Origin of the sequence: Streptomyces sp. NPDC050658 (assembly GCF_044457025.1) — a bacterium.
Taxonomy (GTDB): Bacteria; Actinomycetota; Actinomycetes; order Streptomycetales; family Streptomycetaceae; genus Streptomyces.
The window spans coordinates 352,048-366,361 of the sequence record NZ_JBITGM010000001.1; the positions used below are offsets into that span (position 1 = coordinate 352,048).

Sequence of the window (14,314 nt, forward strand, 5' to 3'; positions counted from 1 at the left end):
CGAGAGCGGCGCCTGAGAGCAGCGCCCGAGAGCACCGCCTGAGAGCGGCGCCCGGAAGCGCCGCTCCGCCCGTCCCCGGCCGGACCTAACGGACCGGATGCCCCGCCGACCGCAGTTCGTCCTTCACCTGGCCGATCCGCAGATCCCCGAAGTGGAAGACCGACGCCGCGAGCACCGCGTCCGCGCCGGCCGCGACGGCGGGCGGGAAGTCGGTCAGCTTGCCGGCGCCGCCGGAGGCGATGACCGGGACGGTGACGTGCTTGCGTACCGCCTCGATCATCTCGATGTCGTAGCCGTCCTTCGTGCCGTCGGCGTCCATCGAGTTGAGCAGGATCTCGCCCGCGCCCAACTCGGCGGCCCGGTGGGCCCATTCGACGGCGTCGATCCCGGCGGACTTGCGGCCGCCGTGGGTCGTCACCTCGAAGGACCCGGACTCCGTGCGCCGCGCGTCCACCGACAGGACGAGCACCTGGCGGCCGAACCGCTCGGCGATCTCGCGGATCAGCTCGGGGCGGGCGATCGCGGCCGTGTTGACCCCGACCTTGTCCGCGCCCGCGCGCAGCAGCCTGTCGACGTCCTCGGCGGTGCGCACGCCGCCACCGACCGTGAGCGGGATGAAGACCTGCTCGGCGGTGCGGCGCACCACGTCGTAGGTGGTCTCGCGGTTGCCGGAGGACGCCGTGATGTCCAGGAAGGTGAGCTCGTCGGCGCCCTCGGCGTCGTACACCTTGGCCATCTCGACGGGATCGCCCGCGTCCCGCAGGTTCTGGAAGTTGACGCCCTTGACGACGCGGCCGTTGTCCACGTCCAGGCAGGGGATGACTCGTACGGCCAGGGTCATGACGGCTGTGCTCCCCGGTAGGCCTCGACCTCGACCTCGACGACCAGGCTGGGGTCGACGAAGCCGGAGACGATGATCATGGATGCGGCGGGGCGGACGTCGTCGAAGAGCTCCTTGTGGGCCCTGCCGACCTCGTCCACGTCCCGCGCGTGGGTCAGATACATGCGGGTGCGTACGACGTGCTCGCGGCCGAGGCCGAGCTTCTTCAGCGCGTCGACGGCCACGTGGAAGGCGTTGGCCGCCTGCTCGTAGGGCGTCCCGGCGTCTATGACGCCGTTCACCACCGACGTGCAACCCGACACCAGGACAAGCCCGTTGGGGAGCTCGACGGCGCGGGAGCAGCCGATGGCTTCCTCCCACGGTCCGCCCGAGCTCACCCTGCGGACGATGTCGCTCATGACGACACCGCTGCGAGGGCCTCTTCCAGCGTGAAGGCCTTCGCGTACAGCGCCTTGCCGACGATGGAGCCCTCGACGCCCAGCGGGACGAGCTCGGCGATCGCGCGCAGGTCGTCCAGGGACGAGACACCGCCGGAGGCGACGACCGGACGGTCGGTGGCCGCGCAGACGTTCTTCAGGAGCTCCAGGTTCGGGCCCTGCAGCGTGCCGTCCTTGGCGATGTCGGTGACGACATAGCGGGCGCAGCCCTCGGCGTTGAGGCGCTCCAGGGTCTCGTACAGGTCGCCGCCGTCGCGGGTCCAGCCGCGGCCGCGCAGGGTCGTGCCGCGCACGTCGAGGCCGACCGCGATCTTGTCGCCGTGCGAGGCGATGACCTTGGCGACCCAGTCGGGGGTCTCCAGGGCGGCGGTGCCGAGGTTCACACGGGTGCAGCCGGTGGCGAGCGCGGCCTCCAGCGAGGCGTCGTCGCGGATGCCGCCGGACAGCTCGACCTTGATGTCCATGGCGCCCGCGACCTCGGCGATCAGCTCGCGGTTGTCGCCGGTGCCGAACGCGGCGTCCAGGTCGACCAGGTGCAGCCACTCGGCGCCCGAGCGCTGCCAGGCGAGGGCGGCCTCCAGCGGGGAGCCGTAGGAGGTCTCCGATCCGGACTCGCCATGGACGAGGCGCACGGCCTGGCCGTCGCGGACGTCGACGGCGGGAAGGAGTTCGAGGATGCTCACAGGGTTCCGATCCAGTTGGTGAGGAGCTGGGCGCCGGCGTCGCCGGACTTCTCGGGGTGGAACTGGGTGGCCCACAGCGCGCCGTTCTCGACGGCCGCGACGAAGGGCTCGCCGTGCGTGGTCCAGGCGACCTTGGGGGCGCGGAAGGCGGGGTTGCCGACCTCGAAGTCCCACTCGTGCACGGCGTACGAGTGCACGAAGTAGTAGCGGGCGTCGGCGTCCAGGCCCGCGAAGAGCTGCGAGTCCGCGGGGGCCTCGACCGTGTTCCAGCCCATGTGCGGGACGATGTCGGCCTTGAGCGGCTCGACGGTGCCGGGCCACTCGTCGAGGCCCTCGGTCTCGACGCCGTGCTCGATGCCGCGCGCGAAGAGGATCTGCATGCCGACGCAGATGCCCATCACCGGACGGCCGCCCGCGAGCCTGCGGCCCACGATCCAGTCGCCGCGCGCCTCCTTGAGCCCCTGCATGCAGGCGGCGAAGGCGCCGACGCCGGGGACGAGCAGGCCGTCGGCGGCCATGGCCTTGTCGTAGTCACGGGTGATCTCGACGTCGGCCCCGGCGCGTGCGAGGGCGCGCTCGGCGGAACGGACGTTCCCGAAGCCGTAGTCGAAGACGACGACCTTCTTGGGAGCGGTCATACGTGGATCAGCTCCCCTCAGTTCCAGTAGTCGAGCCGCAGAATGCCCGCGGCCAGGCACATGGCGGCGCCGATCGACAGGAGCGTGATCAGGCTCTTCGGCATCCCCTGCTTGACGAAGGAGATGATGCCGCCGATCAGGAAGAGACCGACGACGATCAGGATGGTGGTGAGTCCGGTCATGGCTTTACAGCGCGCCCTTCGTGGAGGGGAGGATTCCGGCGGCGCGCGGGTCCCGCTCAGAGGCGTAGCGCAGGGCGCGGGCCAGGGCCTTGAACTGGCACTCCACGATGTGGTGGGCGTTGCGGCCGTAGGGCACGTGGACGTGCAGGGCGATCTGCGCCTGGGCGACGAAGGACTCCAGGATGTGCCGGGTCATCGTCGTGTCGTACGTGCCGATCATCGGCGCCATGGTCTCGGGCTCGGTGTGCACGAGGTACGGCCGGCCGCTGAGGTCGACGGTCACCTGGGCGAGCGACTCGTCGAGCGGGACCGTGCAGTTGCCGAAGCGGTAGATGCCGACCTTGTCGCCGAGCGCCTGCTTGAAGGCGGCGCCGAGCGCGAGGGCGGTGTCCTCGATGGTGTGGTGCGTGTCGATGTGCAGGTCGCCCTCGGTCTTGACCGTGAGGTCGAAGAGGCCGTGGCGGCCGAGCTGGTCGAGCATGTGGTCGTAGAAGCCGACCCCGGTCGACACGTCGACCTGGCCGGTGCCGTCGAGATCGATCTCGACGAGGACCGAGGTCTCCTTGGTCGTTCTTTCGACCCGTCCAACGCGGCTCATGCGCTCTGCTCCTTCTTGAGTTCGCGTACCGCATCGAGGAACGCGTCGTTTTCGGCGGGGGTTCCCGCGGAGACCCGCAGCCACCCCGGTACGCCGTTGTCCCGTACCAGGACGCCCCGGTCGAGGATCTTCTGCCACACCACGTGCGCGTCGTCGAACCGCCCGAACTGCACGAAGTTGGCGTCCGAATCGGTCACTTCGTAGCCGATCGCCCGCAGCTCGCTCACCAGCCGGTCGCGCTCCTGCTTCAGCTGCTCGACGTATTTCAGGAGCGTGTCGGTGTGCTCCAGGGCGGCGAGCGCGGTGGCCTGCGTGACGGCCGACAGGTGGTACGGAAGGCGCACCAGCTGGACGGCGTCGACGACCGCGGGGGCCGCGGCGAGATAGCCGAGGCGCAGACCGGCCGCGCCGAAGGCCTTCGACATGGTGCGGGAGATGACCAGATTCGGCCGTCCCTCGATCAGCGGGAGCAACGATGCGCCGTGGCTGAACTCGACGTACGCCTCGTCGACCACGACCATGGACGGCTTCGCGGCCTGGGCGGCTTCGTACAGGGCGAGGACCGTCTCGGCCGGAACGGCGTTCCCCGTGGGGTTGTTGGGCGTCGTGACGAACACGACGTCCGGCCGGTTCTCGGCGATCGCCTTGCTGGCCGCTTCGACGTCGATCGTGAAGTCGTCGTGGCGCGGCCCGGAGATCCAGCCCGTGCCGGTGCCGCGCGCGATCAGTCCGTGCATCGAGTACGAGGGCTCGAAGCCGATGGCGGTGCGTCCCGGCCCGCCGAAGGTCTGCAGGAGCTGCTGGATGACCTCGTTGGAACCGTTGGCCGCCCACACGTTGGCGATGCCGACCTCGTGTCCGCCGGTGCGGGTGAGGTAGCGGGCGAGTTCCGTGCGCAGCTCGACCGCGTCCCGGTCGGGGTAGCGGTTGAGGTCGCGGGCGGCCTCGCGGACCCGCTCGGCGATGCGCTCGACGAGCGGCTCGGGGAGCGGGTAGGGGTTCTCGTTGGTGTTCAGGCGTACGGGTACGTCGAGCTGGGGCGCGCCGTAGGGGGACTTGCCGCGCAGTTCGTCGCGGATGGGAAGTTCGTCCCAGGGGGACAAGGGGGCGTTGTTGGTCACTTGCTCTCCGGCACCTTCCATCCGAAGCGGGCCTTGATGGCAGCACCGTGCGCGGGCAGGTCTTCAGCCTCGGCGAGCGTCACCACGTGGTGGGCGACATCGGCGAGCGCGTCGCGCGTGTAGTCGACGATGTGGATGCCGCGCAGGAACGACTGGACGCTGAGCCCCGAGGAGTGGCAGGCGCAGCCGCCGGTCGGCAGGACGTGGTTGGAGCCCGCGCAGTAGTCGCCGAGGGAGACCGGCGCCCACGGGCCGACGAAGATCGCGCCCGCGTTCTTGACGCGCTCCGCGACGGCGGCGGCGTCCGCGGTCTGGATCTCCAGGTGCTCGGCGCCGTACGCGTCGACGACCCGCAGGCCCTCGTCCAGGCCGTCGACCAGGACGATCGCGGACTGGCGGCCCGCGAGCGCGGGGACGATCCGGTCCTCGACGTGCTTGGTCGCGGCGACCTGCGGCTCCAGCTCCTTGGCGACCGCGTCGGCCAGGTCCACGGAGTCCGTGACGAGCACGGCGGCCGCGAGCGGGTCGTGCTCGGCCTGGCTGATCAGGTCGGACGCGACGTGCGCCGGGTCGGCGGTGTCGTCGGCGAGGACCGCGATCTCGGTCGGGCCCGCCTCGGTGTCGATGCCGATGCGTCCGGTGAAGTAGCGCTTGGCGGCCGCGACCCAGATGTTGCCGGGGCCGGTCACCATGTTGGCCGGGGCGCAGGTCTCGGTGCCGTACGCGAACATGGCGACGGCCTGGGCGCCGCCCACCGCGTACACCTCGTCGATGCCGAGCAGCGCGCAGGCCGCGAGGATCGTGGGGTGCGGGAGGCCGCCGAAGTCGGCCTGCGGCGGGGACGCGAGCGCCATGGACTCGACGCCGGCCTCCTGCGCCGGGACCGCGTTCATGATCACGGAGGAGGGGTAGACGGACCGGCCGCCGGGTGCGTAGAGGCCCACGCGCTCGACCGGCACCCACTTCTCGGTGACCGTGCCGCCGGGCACGACCTGGGTGGTGTGCGGGGCGCGGCGCTGCTCGCGGTGGACGAGGCGGGCGCGGCGGATGGACTCCTCCAGGGCCGCGCGCACGTCCGGGTCGAGGCCTTCGAGGGCCTCGGCGAGCGCGGCGGCGGGGACGCGGACCTGCGTCAACTGCACTCCGTCGAACTTCGCCGCGTACTCGATCAGTGCCGCGTCGCCACGATGATGCACGTCCTCGCAGATGGGCCGCACCTTCTCCAGGGCGGCCGCGACGTCGAAGTCGGCACGGGGCAGCAGGGCGCGCAGGGCGGGGCCCTCGGGGAGGGCGTCGCCGCGCAGATCGATTCGGGAGATCACATGGCCAATTCTCTCAGACCCTGATTCTCCGCCGGACGCCCGTATCACTGGCTGATACCGGCCCACCCGCCTTCCACCACCGCCCTGCCTGAAACGCTTCGCGTTGCCCTCCACTTTTCGGAAGATGCCGTTCACCACTAGCGTTCAGCCCGTCACTCAGCGGGCATGAACAGATGTACGAGACACAAACACATCGCGGTACGGGGAGGACGGCAGCAGTGGTCGACGGCACCGGCATCGAGGACCCGCCGGATTGGCTGACCGCCGCCGAGGTCGGCATGTGGCAGGCCTTCCGCAACGGCAGCGTCTATGACCTGCGGTCGGGCGATCCGATGGCGGACGATCCGCACGGCGGCCACCCCTGGGGAGCGGAGCGGAGCGTGCGCGCACGCGTCGTGTGCATGCTGCTGCTCGACGGACCCCCGGCGCTCTCCGGCCGTGTCTCCTCACTGAAGCTCGCGGGCCTGCAGATCACCGACGTACTCGATCTCGCGGGCGGCGAGGTGCTGCCCTACGCCGAGCTGAAGCACTGCCGCTTCGAGAAGGAAATCCTTTTCCCCGAGGCCAAGTTCACCACCCTGCGGCTGGTCAACTGCTCGATCCCGCGCGTGGAGGCGGCCCGGCTGCACACCGAGGGCGACCTGCATCTGCCGCGCTGCCGGATCCACAACGGCATGCGCCTGACCGACGCCCAGATCGGCACCGACCTGCTGCTCAACCAGGCGGTGATCTACCGCGACCGGCGCGGCAACTCGATCATGGGCGACGGGCTCTCGGTCGGTCAGGACCTACAGGCCGAGATGATGGAGTCGCACGGCCAGCTGAGCCTGCGCGGCGCGAAGATCGGCGTCTCCTTCAGCCTGCGCGGCAGCCAACTCGCCAATCCGTACGGCCGCCGGGCGCTGAACGCCCCGCAGATGACCGTCGAGCGCACGCTCTACATGACGCCCGCCGCGCTCGGCGACCCCCCGATGTCCAGCGGCACGACCCCGGCGCGCGGCACCCGCGTCCAGCGCTTCGACTGCCAGGGCGGCATCCGGCTCGACGACGGCCGGTTCGGCGACGCCGTGGACCTGGCCCAGGCCCGCTTCACCCTGGAGAACGACCAGGAGGTGTCGCTGCGCCGCGTCCAGACGCCCGAGCTGCGCTTCCTCGGCGAGGCACCCGAGCGGGGCAAGATCGTGCTGTCCGGCGCGAAGGTCGTCAACCTCATCGACAAGTCGACGAGCTGGCCGGGACCCGGCGGACTCCAGATGGGCGGTTTCACGTACGAGAACCTGGTGCCGCAGGGCAGCTTCCCGCTCTCCCGGCGGCTGAGCTGGGTGGCGGCAGCGACCGCCGAGTACAACCCGGAGCCGTACGAGAAGCTGGCGACGGTGCTGCGCAACGGCGGCGAGGACGCCGACGCCCGCGAGGTGCTGCTCGCCAAGCAGCGCAGACGCCGCGAGACCCTGCCGGTGGCGGCGAAGCTGTGGGGCTTCGCCCAGGACTGGACGGTGGCCTACGGCTACCGGCCTGGCCGGGCCGCGCTCTGGATGGCGGTCCTGTGGGCGGTGAGCGCGGTGGCCTTCTCGCACGCCGACCACCCGGCGATCAAACCGGGCGAGCACCCGAACTGGAACCCGGCGCTGTTCGCCCTCGACCTGCTGCTCCCGGTCATCAACCTCGGCCAGGACAGCTACTGGCAGCTGCGCGGCGGTTGGCAGTGGTTCGCGGCGATCCTCATCCTGCTCGGCTGGGTGCTCGCGACGACGGTCGCGGCGGGGGCGACGCGATTGCTGCGCAGGAACTGAAACGGTTGCCGCGCGGGAACTGACGGGGTGCAAGATTTTGCCGTCCCTTGACCGATGCCCAGGCAACCGAACGACCGATACGAAAGCGTCATCAAATACCCCCTGGCACTGCCCCGACCTGCGGTTTTCAATACCCACACCATGCACCTGCTGCGCGCCCTGATCCGCACCTCCCGGATGGTCAGGCACACCCCGCTCCTGGCCGCCGGACTGACCCCCGACGACGAGGTGCTCCTCGACGTGCCCGACGACCGGCTCGGCCCGGCTCTGGTCGCCGCGGGCCGGGGCGACTACGACCCGGCCGCCAAGCTGCTCGCGACCACCCGCGAGGGCAACGAGTGGGAGAACCGCGACCGTTACACCACGCGTCTGGCCGCCTTCGCCCGCTCCCGCTCCGAGTGGTTCGACGACTGGCAGGCCGCGGCCCCGCACGACCCGGACGCGCTGCTCGTCAAGGCCGAACTGGCCGTCGTCCGGGGCTGGGAGTCGCCCGCCCGCGCCGAGCTGCTCCGCGAGTCGGCGCCGCTGCTCACCGCCGCCGCCGAGGCCGATCCGCGCGACCCCGTGCCCTGGCGGATCGCCCTGGACCACGCGCGCGGCACACACGCCCCGCAGTCGGTCTTCGACGAGCTGTGGGCCGAGGCGGTACGCCGCTCCTCGCACCACTACGGCTGCCATGCCTCGGCCCTGCAGTACCTCTCGGCGGCCTGGTACGGCTCGCACCGCCAGTGCTTCGACTTCGCCGAGAGCGCGGCACGCGACGCGCTGCCCGGATCGCTCATCCAGGCGCTGCCCGCGCGGGCCGCCTTCGCCTATCTGACCAGCGCCTCCGGGAGCGTGCCGCGCGAGCGCCTGGACGCGGCGGCCGACCTCGGCATCGAGCTGTCCCGGGAGTACGCGTCCGGGGATCCCTGGCCGGCGGAGGTCCGCAACCTCCTCGTGTACGTCCTGGTCCGCCTGGAACGCTGGCAGGACGCCCTCGGCCAACTGCGCCTCATCGGGCCGTACGCCACGTCCTTCCCCTGGGACCGGCTCGCCGACGATCCGCTCGGCCAGTTCCTCGAACTGCGCGACGGCGTGCGCATCGAGGTGGCGTCCACGACCCCGCTGCGCACCCGGCGCGGCGGGCCGGCCCCCGGCGACCATTAGGCTTTTGGTTCGTGACCACCGTCCGGCTTCCGCTCTTCCCGCTCAACTCGGTGCTGTTCCCGGGGCTCGTGCTCCCGCTGAACGTGTTCGAGGAGCGTTATCGCGCCATGATGCGCGAGCTGCTCAAGACCTCCGACGAGGACCAGCGGCTCTTCGCCGTCGTCGCGATCCGCGACGGCCTGGAGGTGGCGCCGAGCGCGCCGGGCCTCCCCGACCCGACCGCACAGCCCGAGCAGGGGCCCGCCGCCGGGTTCGGCGACGACCCGCTCAAGTCGTTCCACGCGGTGGGCTGCGTGGCGGACGCGGCGACGATCCGGGAGCGCGCCGACGGCGGCTTCGAGGTCCTCGCCACCGGCACCACCCGGGTGCGGCTGCACTCGGTGGACGCGTCCGGCGCCTTCCTGACCGCCGAGGTCGAGGAGCTGCCCGAGGAGCCGGGCGAGGAAGCGGGTCCGCTGGCGGCGGGCGTCCTGCGGGCGTTCCGCGGCTATCAGAAGCGGCTGGCCGGGGCGCGCGAGCGGTCCCTTTCGACGGGCGCCGAGCTGCCGGACGACCCGTCGGTGGTGTCGTATCTGGTCGCGGCGGCGGCGGTCCTGGACACGCCCACCAAGCAGCGGCTCCTGGAGTCCCCCGACACGGCCGCGCGCCTGCGCGAGGAGCTGAAACTCCTTCGCGCCGAGACCGCGATCATCCGTAATCTGCCGTCGTTGCCCGCGACGGACCTCACGCGCGGCACCACGAGTCTCAACTGACGTAAGGCGCGAGCGCTGTGGCGAAGAAGCAGAAGAAGCAGGGCACGGGCGGCACCCCGGCGACGGTCGCCCTGACCGCCGCGGGCACGGCCTACACGGTCCATGCCTACGAGCACGACCCCGCGCATCCCTCGTACGGCGAGGAGGCGGCCGAGGCGATGGGCGTCTCCCCCGACCGGGTCTTCAAGACCCTGGTGGCCGAGGTGGACGGCGAGCTGACGGTTGCCGTGGTCCCGGTGGCGGGCACCCTGAACCTCAAGGCGCTGGCCACGGCGGTCTCCGGCAAGCGCGCGGTGATGGCCGACCCGGCCGCCGCCGAGCGCACCACGGGGTACGTACGGGGCGGCATCTCCCCGCTGGGCCAGCGCAAGAGGCTGCGCACGGTCCTGGACGACTCGGCGTCGGCGCACACCACGATCTGCGTCTCGGCGGGCCGCCGCGGCCTGGAGGTCGAACTGGCCCCAGCGGACCTGGCCGCCCTCACGTCGGCGGTACTGGCCCCGATCGGGCGCGAATAGCCCCTCGACGCGGGCCGGGTCCTCGACTAGTACCACCCTCATGTCGAAGAAGACGCGCAAGAGGAAGTGGCGGGCGAGGCGAGGCAGGGCGAACCACGGCAGGCGGCCTGCCTAGCCCTCGGCCCCTCCCACGGCCCGCCCGACGGCCCGTCCTACGCGGCAACCGGGGGTCACGCCCCCGGTTGCCCCGGAGCCCCGTCCTCGGGCCGCCCGGCATCCCCGTACGCGAAGGGGTAGGGCTCGGGATCCCGCGGCCCGAACAGCGCGGTCAGCCCCAGGTGCACCAGCAGCGCCGCCACGGGCCACGCCAGCAGCGCCCCCTTCGCCTTCAGCTCCAGCGGCGCGTCGAAGACGACACCCTTGCCGACCGACTTCGCGTGCGCGACGACATCCGTCTCGGGCCCGAGGAAGATCCCGAGCCGCCAGGCGACCACCGCGCCGAGCAGCGCCCCTGCCGTGAGCCCGACGACCAGCGGGATACCGCCCCGCTTGCGCAGCAGGAAGACGACGAGCCCGCTCACCGCGCCGAAGGCAAGCGCGAGCAGAGTGAACGTTCCGTCGACCCCGATCGCCTGCTCGCCCTCGGTGTCCTTGAGATACACCGCGTCGCTGTCCGCGACCAGCGGCACCCGCGGCGCGAGCCAGAGCCAGAGCAGCCCGAGGAGTACGCCGCAGACGGCCAGCGCGACCGCGATCACCGCGGCCTGCCGCACTTCGGTCTTCATGCCGGGCCCGTCCTCCTCGTCAGCCGGCGGGAGCAGCTCCCCGGACGGCGCGGCGGCTTTCTGCCAGGGGTCGTGCGAGGGCTCGCCGTGGGGCGGTTGGGAAGGCGTCAGCGGTGCAGTCACCCACACATGGTGCCAGTAGTACCTGGGACGTGCGTCACCGCACAGCCGCCCGGCGGTACGCCCAGGTGGCGACCGCCAGCGAGGCCACACCGACCCCGGCGCACACGGCCAGGTCGAGCGCCACGGCCGCCCAGTCCGGGTGCGGCCCGAAGGTGCGGGCGAAGGCCTCGACGCCGTACGTCGAAGGCAGCAGATCACGCGCGTACTGCAGGAATCCCGGCATCCGCTCGGCCGGAAGCACACCGAGCAGCAGCGCCGCCGACATGCCCAACTGGCCGAGCAACGTGGCCAGTTCGGGCCGGGGCGCGAGCAGCCCGAGGGCCGCGCCGAGCCCCGCGAGCGCCGCACCGGCCAGCGGGATCACCGCGACGAGCACCCAGAGATGGGCCAGCGGAAGGCCGAACAGGGCGCAGCCGACGACGGCGGTGACGAGCGTGCCGGGCACGGTGAACGAGGCGTAGGCGGCCGCGGCGCCGAGCACCACGGCCGCGGGCGGCACCGGCAGCGTGGCGTAGTGGTCGAGCCCGCCGTCGGCCCGCAGCTGCCCGAAGTACTGCGCGAGCAGGTTGAGCGCGACGAACGCGACGACGAGCACGGAGGACCCCGCGACGACGGCCCGCGCCTCGCCGCCCCCGTCGACGACGCCCCGCATCAGGATCATGATCCCGACGGACTGGAAGGTCGCCACGAAGAGCAGCGGGATACGGGCCACCCGCGCACGGGACAGCTGCGCGCGGTAGACGGCCGAGAGCGCGGGGAAGAGCCGCGCGCGGGGCCCGAGGGGCGCCTCGGCGCCGACGTCCCGGCCGCCGTCGCTGTCGGCCCGTACAACGGCTTCCAGGGGAACGGCACTCACCGAACGACCTTCCTGTTGCTCTCCATCCGCCTGCTCACGCCTTGACCAGCCCCTCCCCGTTCCCGCCGAGGGCGAGATACACGTCCTCCAGGCTGGGCGTGGCCAGCGTGAAGTCGTCGAGTGAGGCGAAGGCGGCTCCGCCGGTGATCGCCGCGACGGCGGCGCGCGCCTCGTCCGGGGCGAGCCGCAGCGACCAGCGGCGCCCCGACTCCACGGCGGACGACCTGAGCGCGGCGACCTCCGGAACCTCGATCGGCGCCCGCTCCCGCCAGACCAGCTCGACCCGCACCTCCCCCGCGACCCGCTCCTTGAGCCCTGCGGGGGTGTCGCAGGCGATGACCTTGCCGTGGTCGAGGACGGCGACCCGGTCGAGGACCGTCTCGGCCTCGATGACGTTGTGGGTGACGAGCAGGACCGTCGTGCCGCGCTCGGCCCTGCGCCGGTCGACGGCGCTCCAGACGGCGCGCCGCGCGATGGGGTCCATGCCGGTCGTCGGCTCGTCGAGGACGAGCAGCGGCCGCTCCCCCACCAGCGCGGTGGCGAAGCAGGCGAGCCTGCGCTGCCCGCCGGAGAGCTTCTTCAGCGGGCGCGTGGCGAGCGGGATCAGCGCGAGTTCTTCGAGTACGGCGTCCCGCTCGGCCCGCGCCTCGCGCACCTCGAGGCCGCGCAGCCGCGCGGTCGTCTCGACGGCGAGGGAGACGGTCAGCTCGTCCAGGGCGGTGGACTCCTGCCCCAGGTAGGCGAGGATCCGCGCGGCCCGCTCGGGGTGGCGCAGGATGTCGTGGCCGAGGATCTCGACGGCGCCGCTGTCGGGCCGCATCAGGCCGGTGAGCTGGCGGACGAGGGTGGACTTGCCCGCGCCGTTGGGCCCGAGCAGGCCGAAGATCTCGCCGCGTACGACGTCGAGGCTGATGCCGTCGGTGGCGCGCACCTCGGGTGTCGCGGGTGTGCCGCGGCGGCCACGGGTGGCGGGATAGGTCTTGACGAGGTCGCGCACCGCGCAGACGGCATCCCTGCCATGACCCTGTCGGAGCCCTTGTCGGACTGCCTGTGCCGAGCGCGTACTCACGAAGGACGAGGGTACGGGGTCGCGTGCCCGGTATGACGCCCGGGGCGCCCCGTACGCCCCGTATCAGTCATCTGCGTACGCGTGTGTCACCCGCCGGAGCGGCCTCGCTCACTCGCCGGAGCGGTCGCCGACCGGTGCGTGCTCCACCGCCGTGTGGACGTCGATCTCACGCCAGAAGCCCGCCCTGATCGCGTACCGGTCGTGCTCGTCGATCTGGTCGTCCTTGTGGGCGAGCAGTCCGAACCGCGCCGCGTACCGCAGCAGCTCGCCGTCGACGCGGTGCGGGATGCGCGGGTACATCGTCGAGAGCTTCTGCAGGTTGTGCTGCTCGGGCAGGCGGGCCATCCACCGCCGCGCGAACACCTGTCCGACCTCGAAGGGGTCGCCGCCGACGGTGGTGATGTCCTCCTCGCGGTCGGCCCAGCGCTGCTCGGCCGTGGTCAGCTGGGCCAGCGTCGGCAGCGCGGCGACCTCCGGGCTCTCGGCGGCGCCGCCGGGCCGCTCGACCCAACCCTTGTCGGAGGACCAGCGCAGCGTCGCGTTGGCCGGGTGCTGTGCGGCGGCCGGGGTGCCGGGGCCGCGCAGGGCGGCGAGGTCCTTGGGGGTGGGCACGCCCTTGCCGGCGGGGATGTGGTGCGGGGCGGGGCTCTCGCCGTTGGCCGTGGTCTCCGGGTGCGGGCCCGCCGCGGCCTCGTCGGCCCGCTGGGCGCCGGCCGCGAGCGCGGACTCCGGGAGCGGCGCGGAGAGGATCGCGGCGATCTCGGGGCGCGGCACGGGGGGCGGCGCGCAGACGCCGGTGAGCTCCTTGGCGCGGACGGCCTGGGTGATCCAGGCCCGGTCGAGGACGCGGCGCTCGTCGGCCTCGGCGACCAGGTCCTCGGACTGGTTGTAGTCGCCGTCGGCGGCCTGCACGGCCCACAGGTGGACGGCGACGCCGTGCTCCTTGGCGGCCATCATGCCGGGCAGCAGGTCCCCGTCCCCGGTGACCAGCACGACGTCCGAGCAGGCTCGGTTGCGGGCCAGCTCGGTCAGCTCGGCGTGCATGGCGGCGTCGACGCCCTTCTGCGCCCACCGTCCGTCGCTGCGGGTCAGCGCGCCCAGCCGGACCGTCACGCGCGGCATGACCCGGAGCCTGCGGTGCTCCGGCTGCGGTACGCGGTCGGGGGCGCCGTCGAACCAGTAGATGCGCAGCAGAGGGCGCTCGGTGTCCGATTCGGCGCGCTCGCGGATGCCCTGGATCAGGGCGGAGTGGTCGACGGTGATCCGGGACCGGGACGGCTCGCCCGCGAGGAGACTCGCGGCGGCACCCAGCAGATACCCGGCGTCCACCAGGACGATGCAGCGGTCCACGCGATCCACCCTCTTTCCCTGGAGATTCCCTGGAAGTAATGGTTCGGGTTTCCTTCGAGTCTGCCCGACCCGGCGGAGGTTAACGGCCGGAACTCGATCTTCGGCGTGGCGTATCTCGGCTTCGCTCCCCGACAGGCCTTATTACGCACGGTAATTC

16 protein-coding genes are annotated in these 14,314 nt (G+C 72.1%); 4 read left to right on the top strand and 12 right to left on the bottom strand.

Annotated elements, in window-relative coordinates; genetic code table 11:
* Positions 1 to 85: 85 nt before the first annotated feature.
* The 8 genes from hisF to hisD are packed head-to-tail and all read right to left on the bottom strand — an operon-like array spanning position 86 to position 5,822.
* Positions 86 to 841: an imidazole glycerol phosphate synthase subunit HisF gene (gene hisF, locus ACIBKX_RS01675; protein ID WP_363272455.1), complete on the bottom strand. Its 756-nt coding sequence runs from the start codon at positions 839 to 841 to the stop codon at positions 86 to 88.
* Entirely contained in the window at positions 838 to 1,239 is a 402-nt protein-coding gene (locus ACIBKX_RS01680; protein ID WP_363272456.1) for a RidA family protein, read from the bottom strand. The genes hisF and ACIBKX_RS01680 overlap by 4 nt, the downstream gene beginning before the upstream one ends.
* Positions 1,236 to 1,961, bottom strand: coding sequence for a bifunctional 1-(5-phosphoribosyl)-5-((5-phosphoribosylamino)methylideneamino)imidazole-4-carboxamide isomerase/phosphoribosylanthranilate isomerase PriA (gene priA / locus ACIBKX_RS01685; protein ID WP_363272457.1), 726 nt, complete (start codon positions 1,959 to 1,961; stop codon positions 1,236 to 1,238). Before priA ends, ACIBKX_RS01680 begins: the two co-directional genes overlap by 4 nt.
* Positions 1,958 to 2,599 (bottom strand): imidazole glycerol phosphate synthase subunit HisH, encoded by a 642-nt coding sequence (gene hisH / locus ACIBKX_RS01690; RefSeq protein WP_363272458.1) that lies wholly within the window; start codon positions 2,597 to 2,599, stop codon positions 1,958 to 1,960. The genes priA and hisH overlap by 4 nt, the downstream gene beginning before the upstream one ends.
* A 17-nt stretch (positions 2,600 to 2,616) precedes the next feature.
* Entirely contained in the window at positions 2,617 to 2,781 is a 165-nt protein-coding gene (locus ACIBKX_RS01695) for a hypothetical protein (protein ID WP_363272459.1), read from the bottom strand.
* A gap of 4 nt (positions 2,782 to 2,785) precedes the next feature.
* A complete protein-coding gene (gene hisB, locus ACIBKX_RS01700; RefSeq protein WP_363272460.1) occupies positions 2,786 to 3,379 on the bottom strand; it encodes an imidazoleglycerol-phosphate dehydratase HisB in 594 nt (197 codons plus the stop codon).
* Entirely contained in the window at positions 3,376 to 4,482 is a 1,107-nt protein-coding gene (locus ACIBKX_RS01705; protein ID WP_363272552.1) for a histidinol-phosphate transaminase, read from the bottom strand. Before ACIBKX_RS01705 ends, hisB begins: the two co-directional genes overlap by 4 nt.
* Before the next feature lie 14 nt (positions 4,483 to 4,496).
* Complete coding sequence (gene hisD, locus ACIBKX_RS01710) at positions 4,497 to 5,822, bottom strand: histidinol dehydrogenase (protein WP_363272461.1); 1,326 nt, start codon at positions 5,820 to 5,822, stop codon at positions 4,497 to 4,499.
* 278 nt (positions 5,823 to 6,100) lie between these two features.
* Between hisD and ACIBKX_RS01715 the strand changes: the two genes are divergently transcribed.
* From ACIBKX_RS01715 to ybaK, 4 genes are all read left to right on the top strand, one after another.
* Positions 6,101 to 7,615 (top strand): oxidoreductase, encoded by a 1,515-nt coding sequence (locus ACIBKX_RS01715; RefSeq protein WP_399375661.1) that lies wholly within the window; start codon positions 6,101 to 6,103, stop codon positions 7,613 to 7,615.
* Positions 7,616 to 7,756: 141 nt separating this feature from the next.
* On the top strand, positions 7,757 to 8,764 hold the full coding sequence (locus ACIBKX_RS01720; RefSeq protein WP_363272463.1) for a hypothetical protein: 1,008 nt from the start codon (positions 7,757 to 7,759) through the stop codon (positions 8,762 to 8,764).
* Between the two features lie 11 nt (positions 8,765 to 8,775).
* Positions 8,776 to 9,516 carry an LON peptidase substrate-binding domain-containing protein gene (locus ACIBKX_RS01725; protein WP_363272464.1) on the top strand — a complete coding sequence of 247 codons (741 nt, stop codon included), beginning with the start codon at positions 8,776 to 8,778 and terminating at the stop codon, positions 9,514 to 9,516.
* 17 nt (positions 9,517 to 9,533) lie between these two features.
* Positions 9,534 to 10,034 carry a Cys-tRNA(Pro) deacylase gene (gene ybaK, locus ACIBKX_RS01730; protein WP_363272465.1) on the top strand — a complete coding sequence of 167 codons (501 nt, stop codon included), beginning with the start codon at positions 9,534 to 9,536 and terminating at the stop codon, positions 10,032 to 10,034.
* 170 nt (positions 10,035 to 10,204) lie between these two features.
* Here ybaK and ACIBKX_RS01735 read toward each other — a convergent pair whose 3' ends face one another.
* The 4 genes from ACIBKX_RS01735 to ACIBKX_RS01750 form a co-directional block, all read right to left on the bottom strand.
* Entirely contained in the window at positions 10,205 to 10,882 is a 678-nt protein-coding gene (locus ACIBKX_RS01735) for a DUF2567 domain-containing protein (RefSeq protein WP_363272466.1), read from the bottom strand.
* 34 nt (positions 10,883 to 10,916) lie between these two features.
* Positions 10,917 to 11,738 (bottom strand): ABC transporter permease, encoded by an 822-nt coding sequence (locus ACIBKX_RS01740; protein WP_399375605.1) that lies wholly within the window; start codon positions 11,736 to 11,738, stop codon positions 10,917 to 10,919.
* Positions 11,739 to 11,772: 34 nt separating this feature from the next.
* Positions 11,773 to 12,807: an ABC transporter ATP-binding protein gene (locus tag ACIBKX_RS01745; protein WP_399375607.1), complete on the bottom strand. Its 1,035-nt coding sequence runs from the start codon at positions 12,805 to 12,807 to the stop codon at positions 11,773 to 11,775.
* A 108-nt stretch (positions 12,808 to 12,915) separates the two neighbouring features.
* Positions 12,916 to 14,157, bottom strand: coding sequence for an NYN domain-containing protein (locus tag ACIBKX_RS01750; RefSeq protein WP_363272468.1), 1,242 nt, complete (start codon positions 14,155 to 14,157; stop codon positions 12,916 to 12,918).
* Positions 14,158 to 14,314: the final 157 nt, after the last annotated feature.

Excerpts from the sequence above, each read along its gene's own strand:
- hisB (WP_363272460.1), bottom strand. The coding sequence starts at position 3,379 with ATGAGCCGCGTTGGACGGGTCGAAAGAACGACCAAGGAGACCTCGGTC.
- ACIBKX_RS01720 (WP_363272463.1), top strand. The coding sequence starts at position 7,757 with ATGCACCTGCTGCGCGCCCTGATCCGCACCTCCCGGATGGTCAGGCAC.
- ACIBKX_RS01715 (WP_399375661.1), top strand. The coding sequence starts at position 6,101 with ATGTGGCAGGCCTTCCGCAACGGCAGCGTCTATGACCTGCGGTCGGGC.
- ACIBKX_RS01695 (WP_363272459.1), bottom strand. The coding sequence starts at position 2,781 with ATGACCGGACTCACCACCATCCTGATCGTCGTCGGTCTCTTCCTGATC.
- hisF (WP_363272455.1), bottom strand. The coding sequence starts at position 841 with ATGACCCTGGCCGTACGAGTCATCCCCTGCCTGGACGTGGACAACGGC.
- ACIBKX_RS01680 (WP_363272456.1), bottom strand. The coding sequence starts at position 1,239 with ATGAGCGACATCGTCCGCAGGGTGAGCTCGGGCGGACCGTGGGAGGAA.
- hisH (WP_363272458.1), bottom strand. The coding sequence starts at position 2,599 with ATGACCGCTCCCAAGAAGGTCGTCGTCTTCGACTACGGCTTCGGGAAC.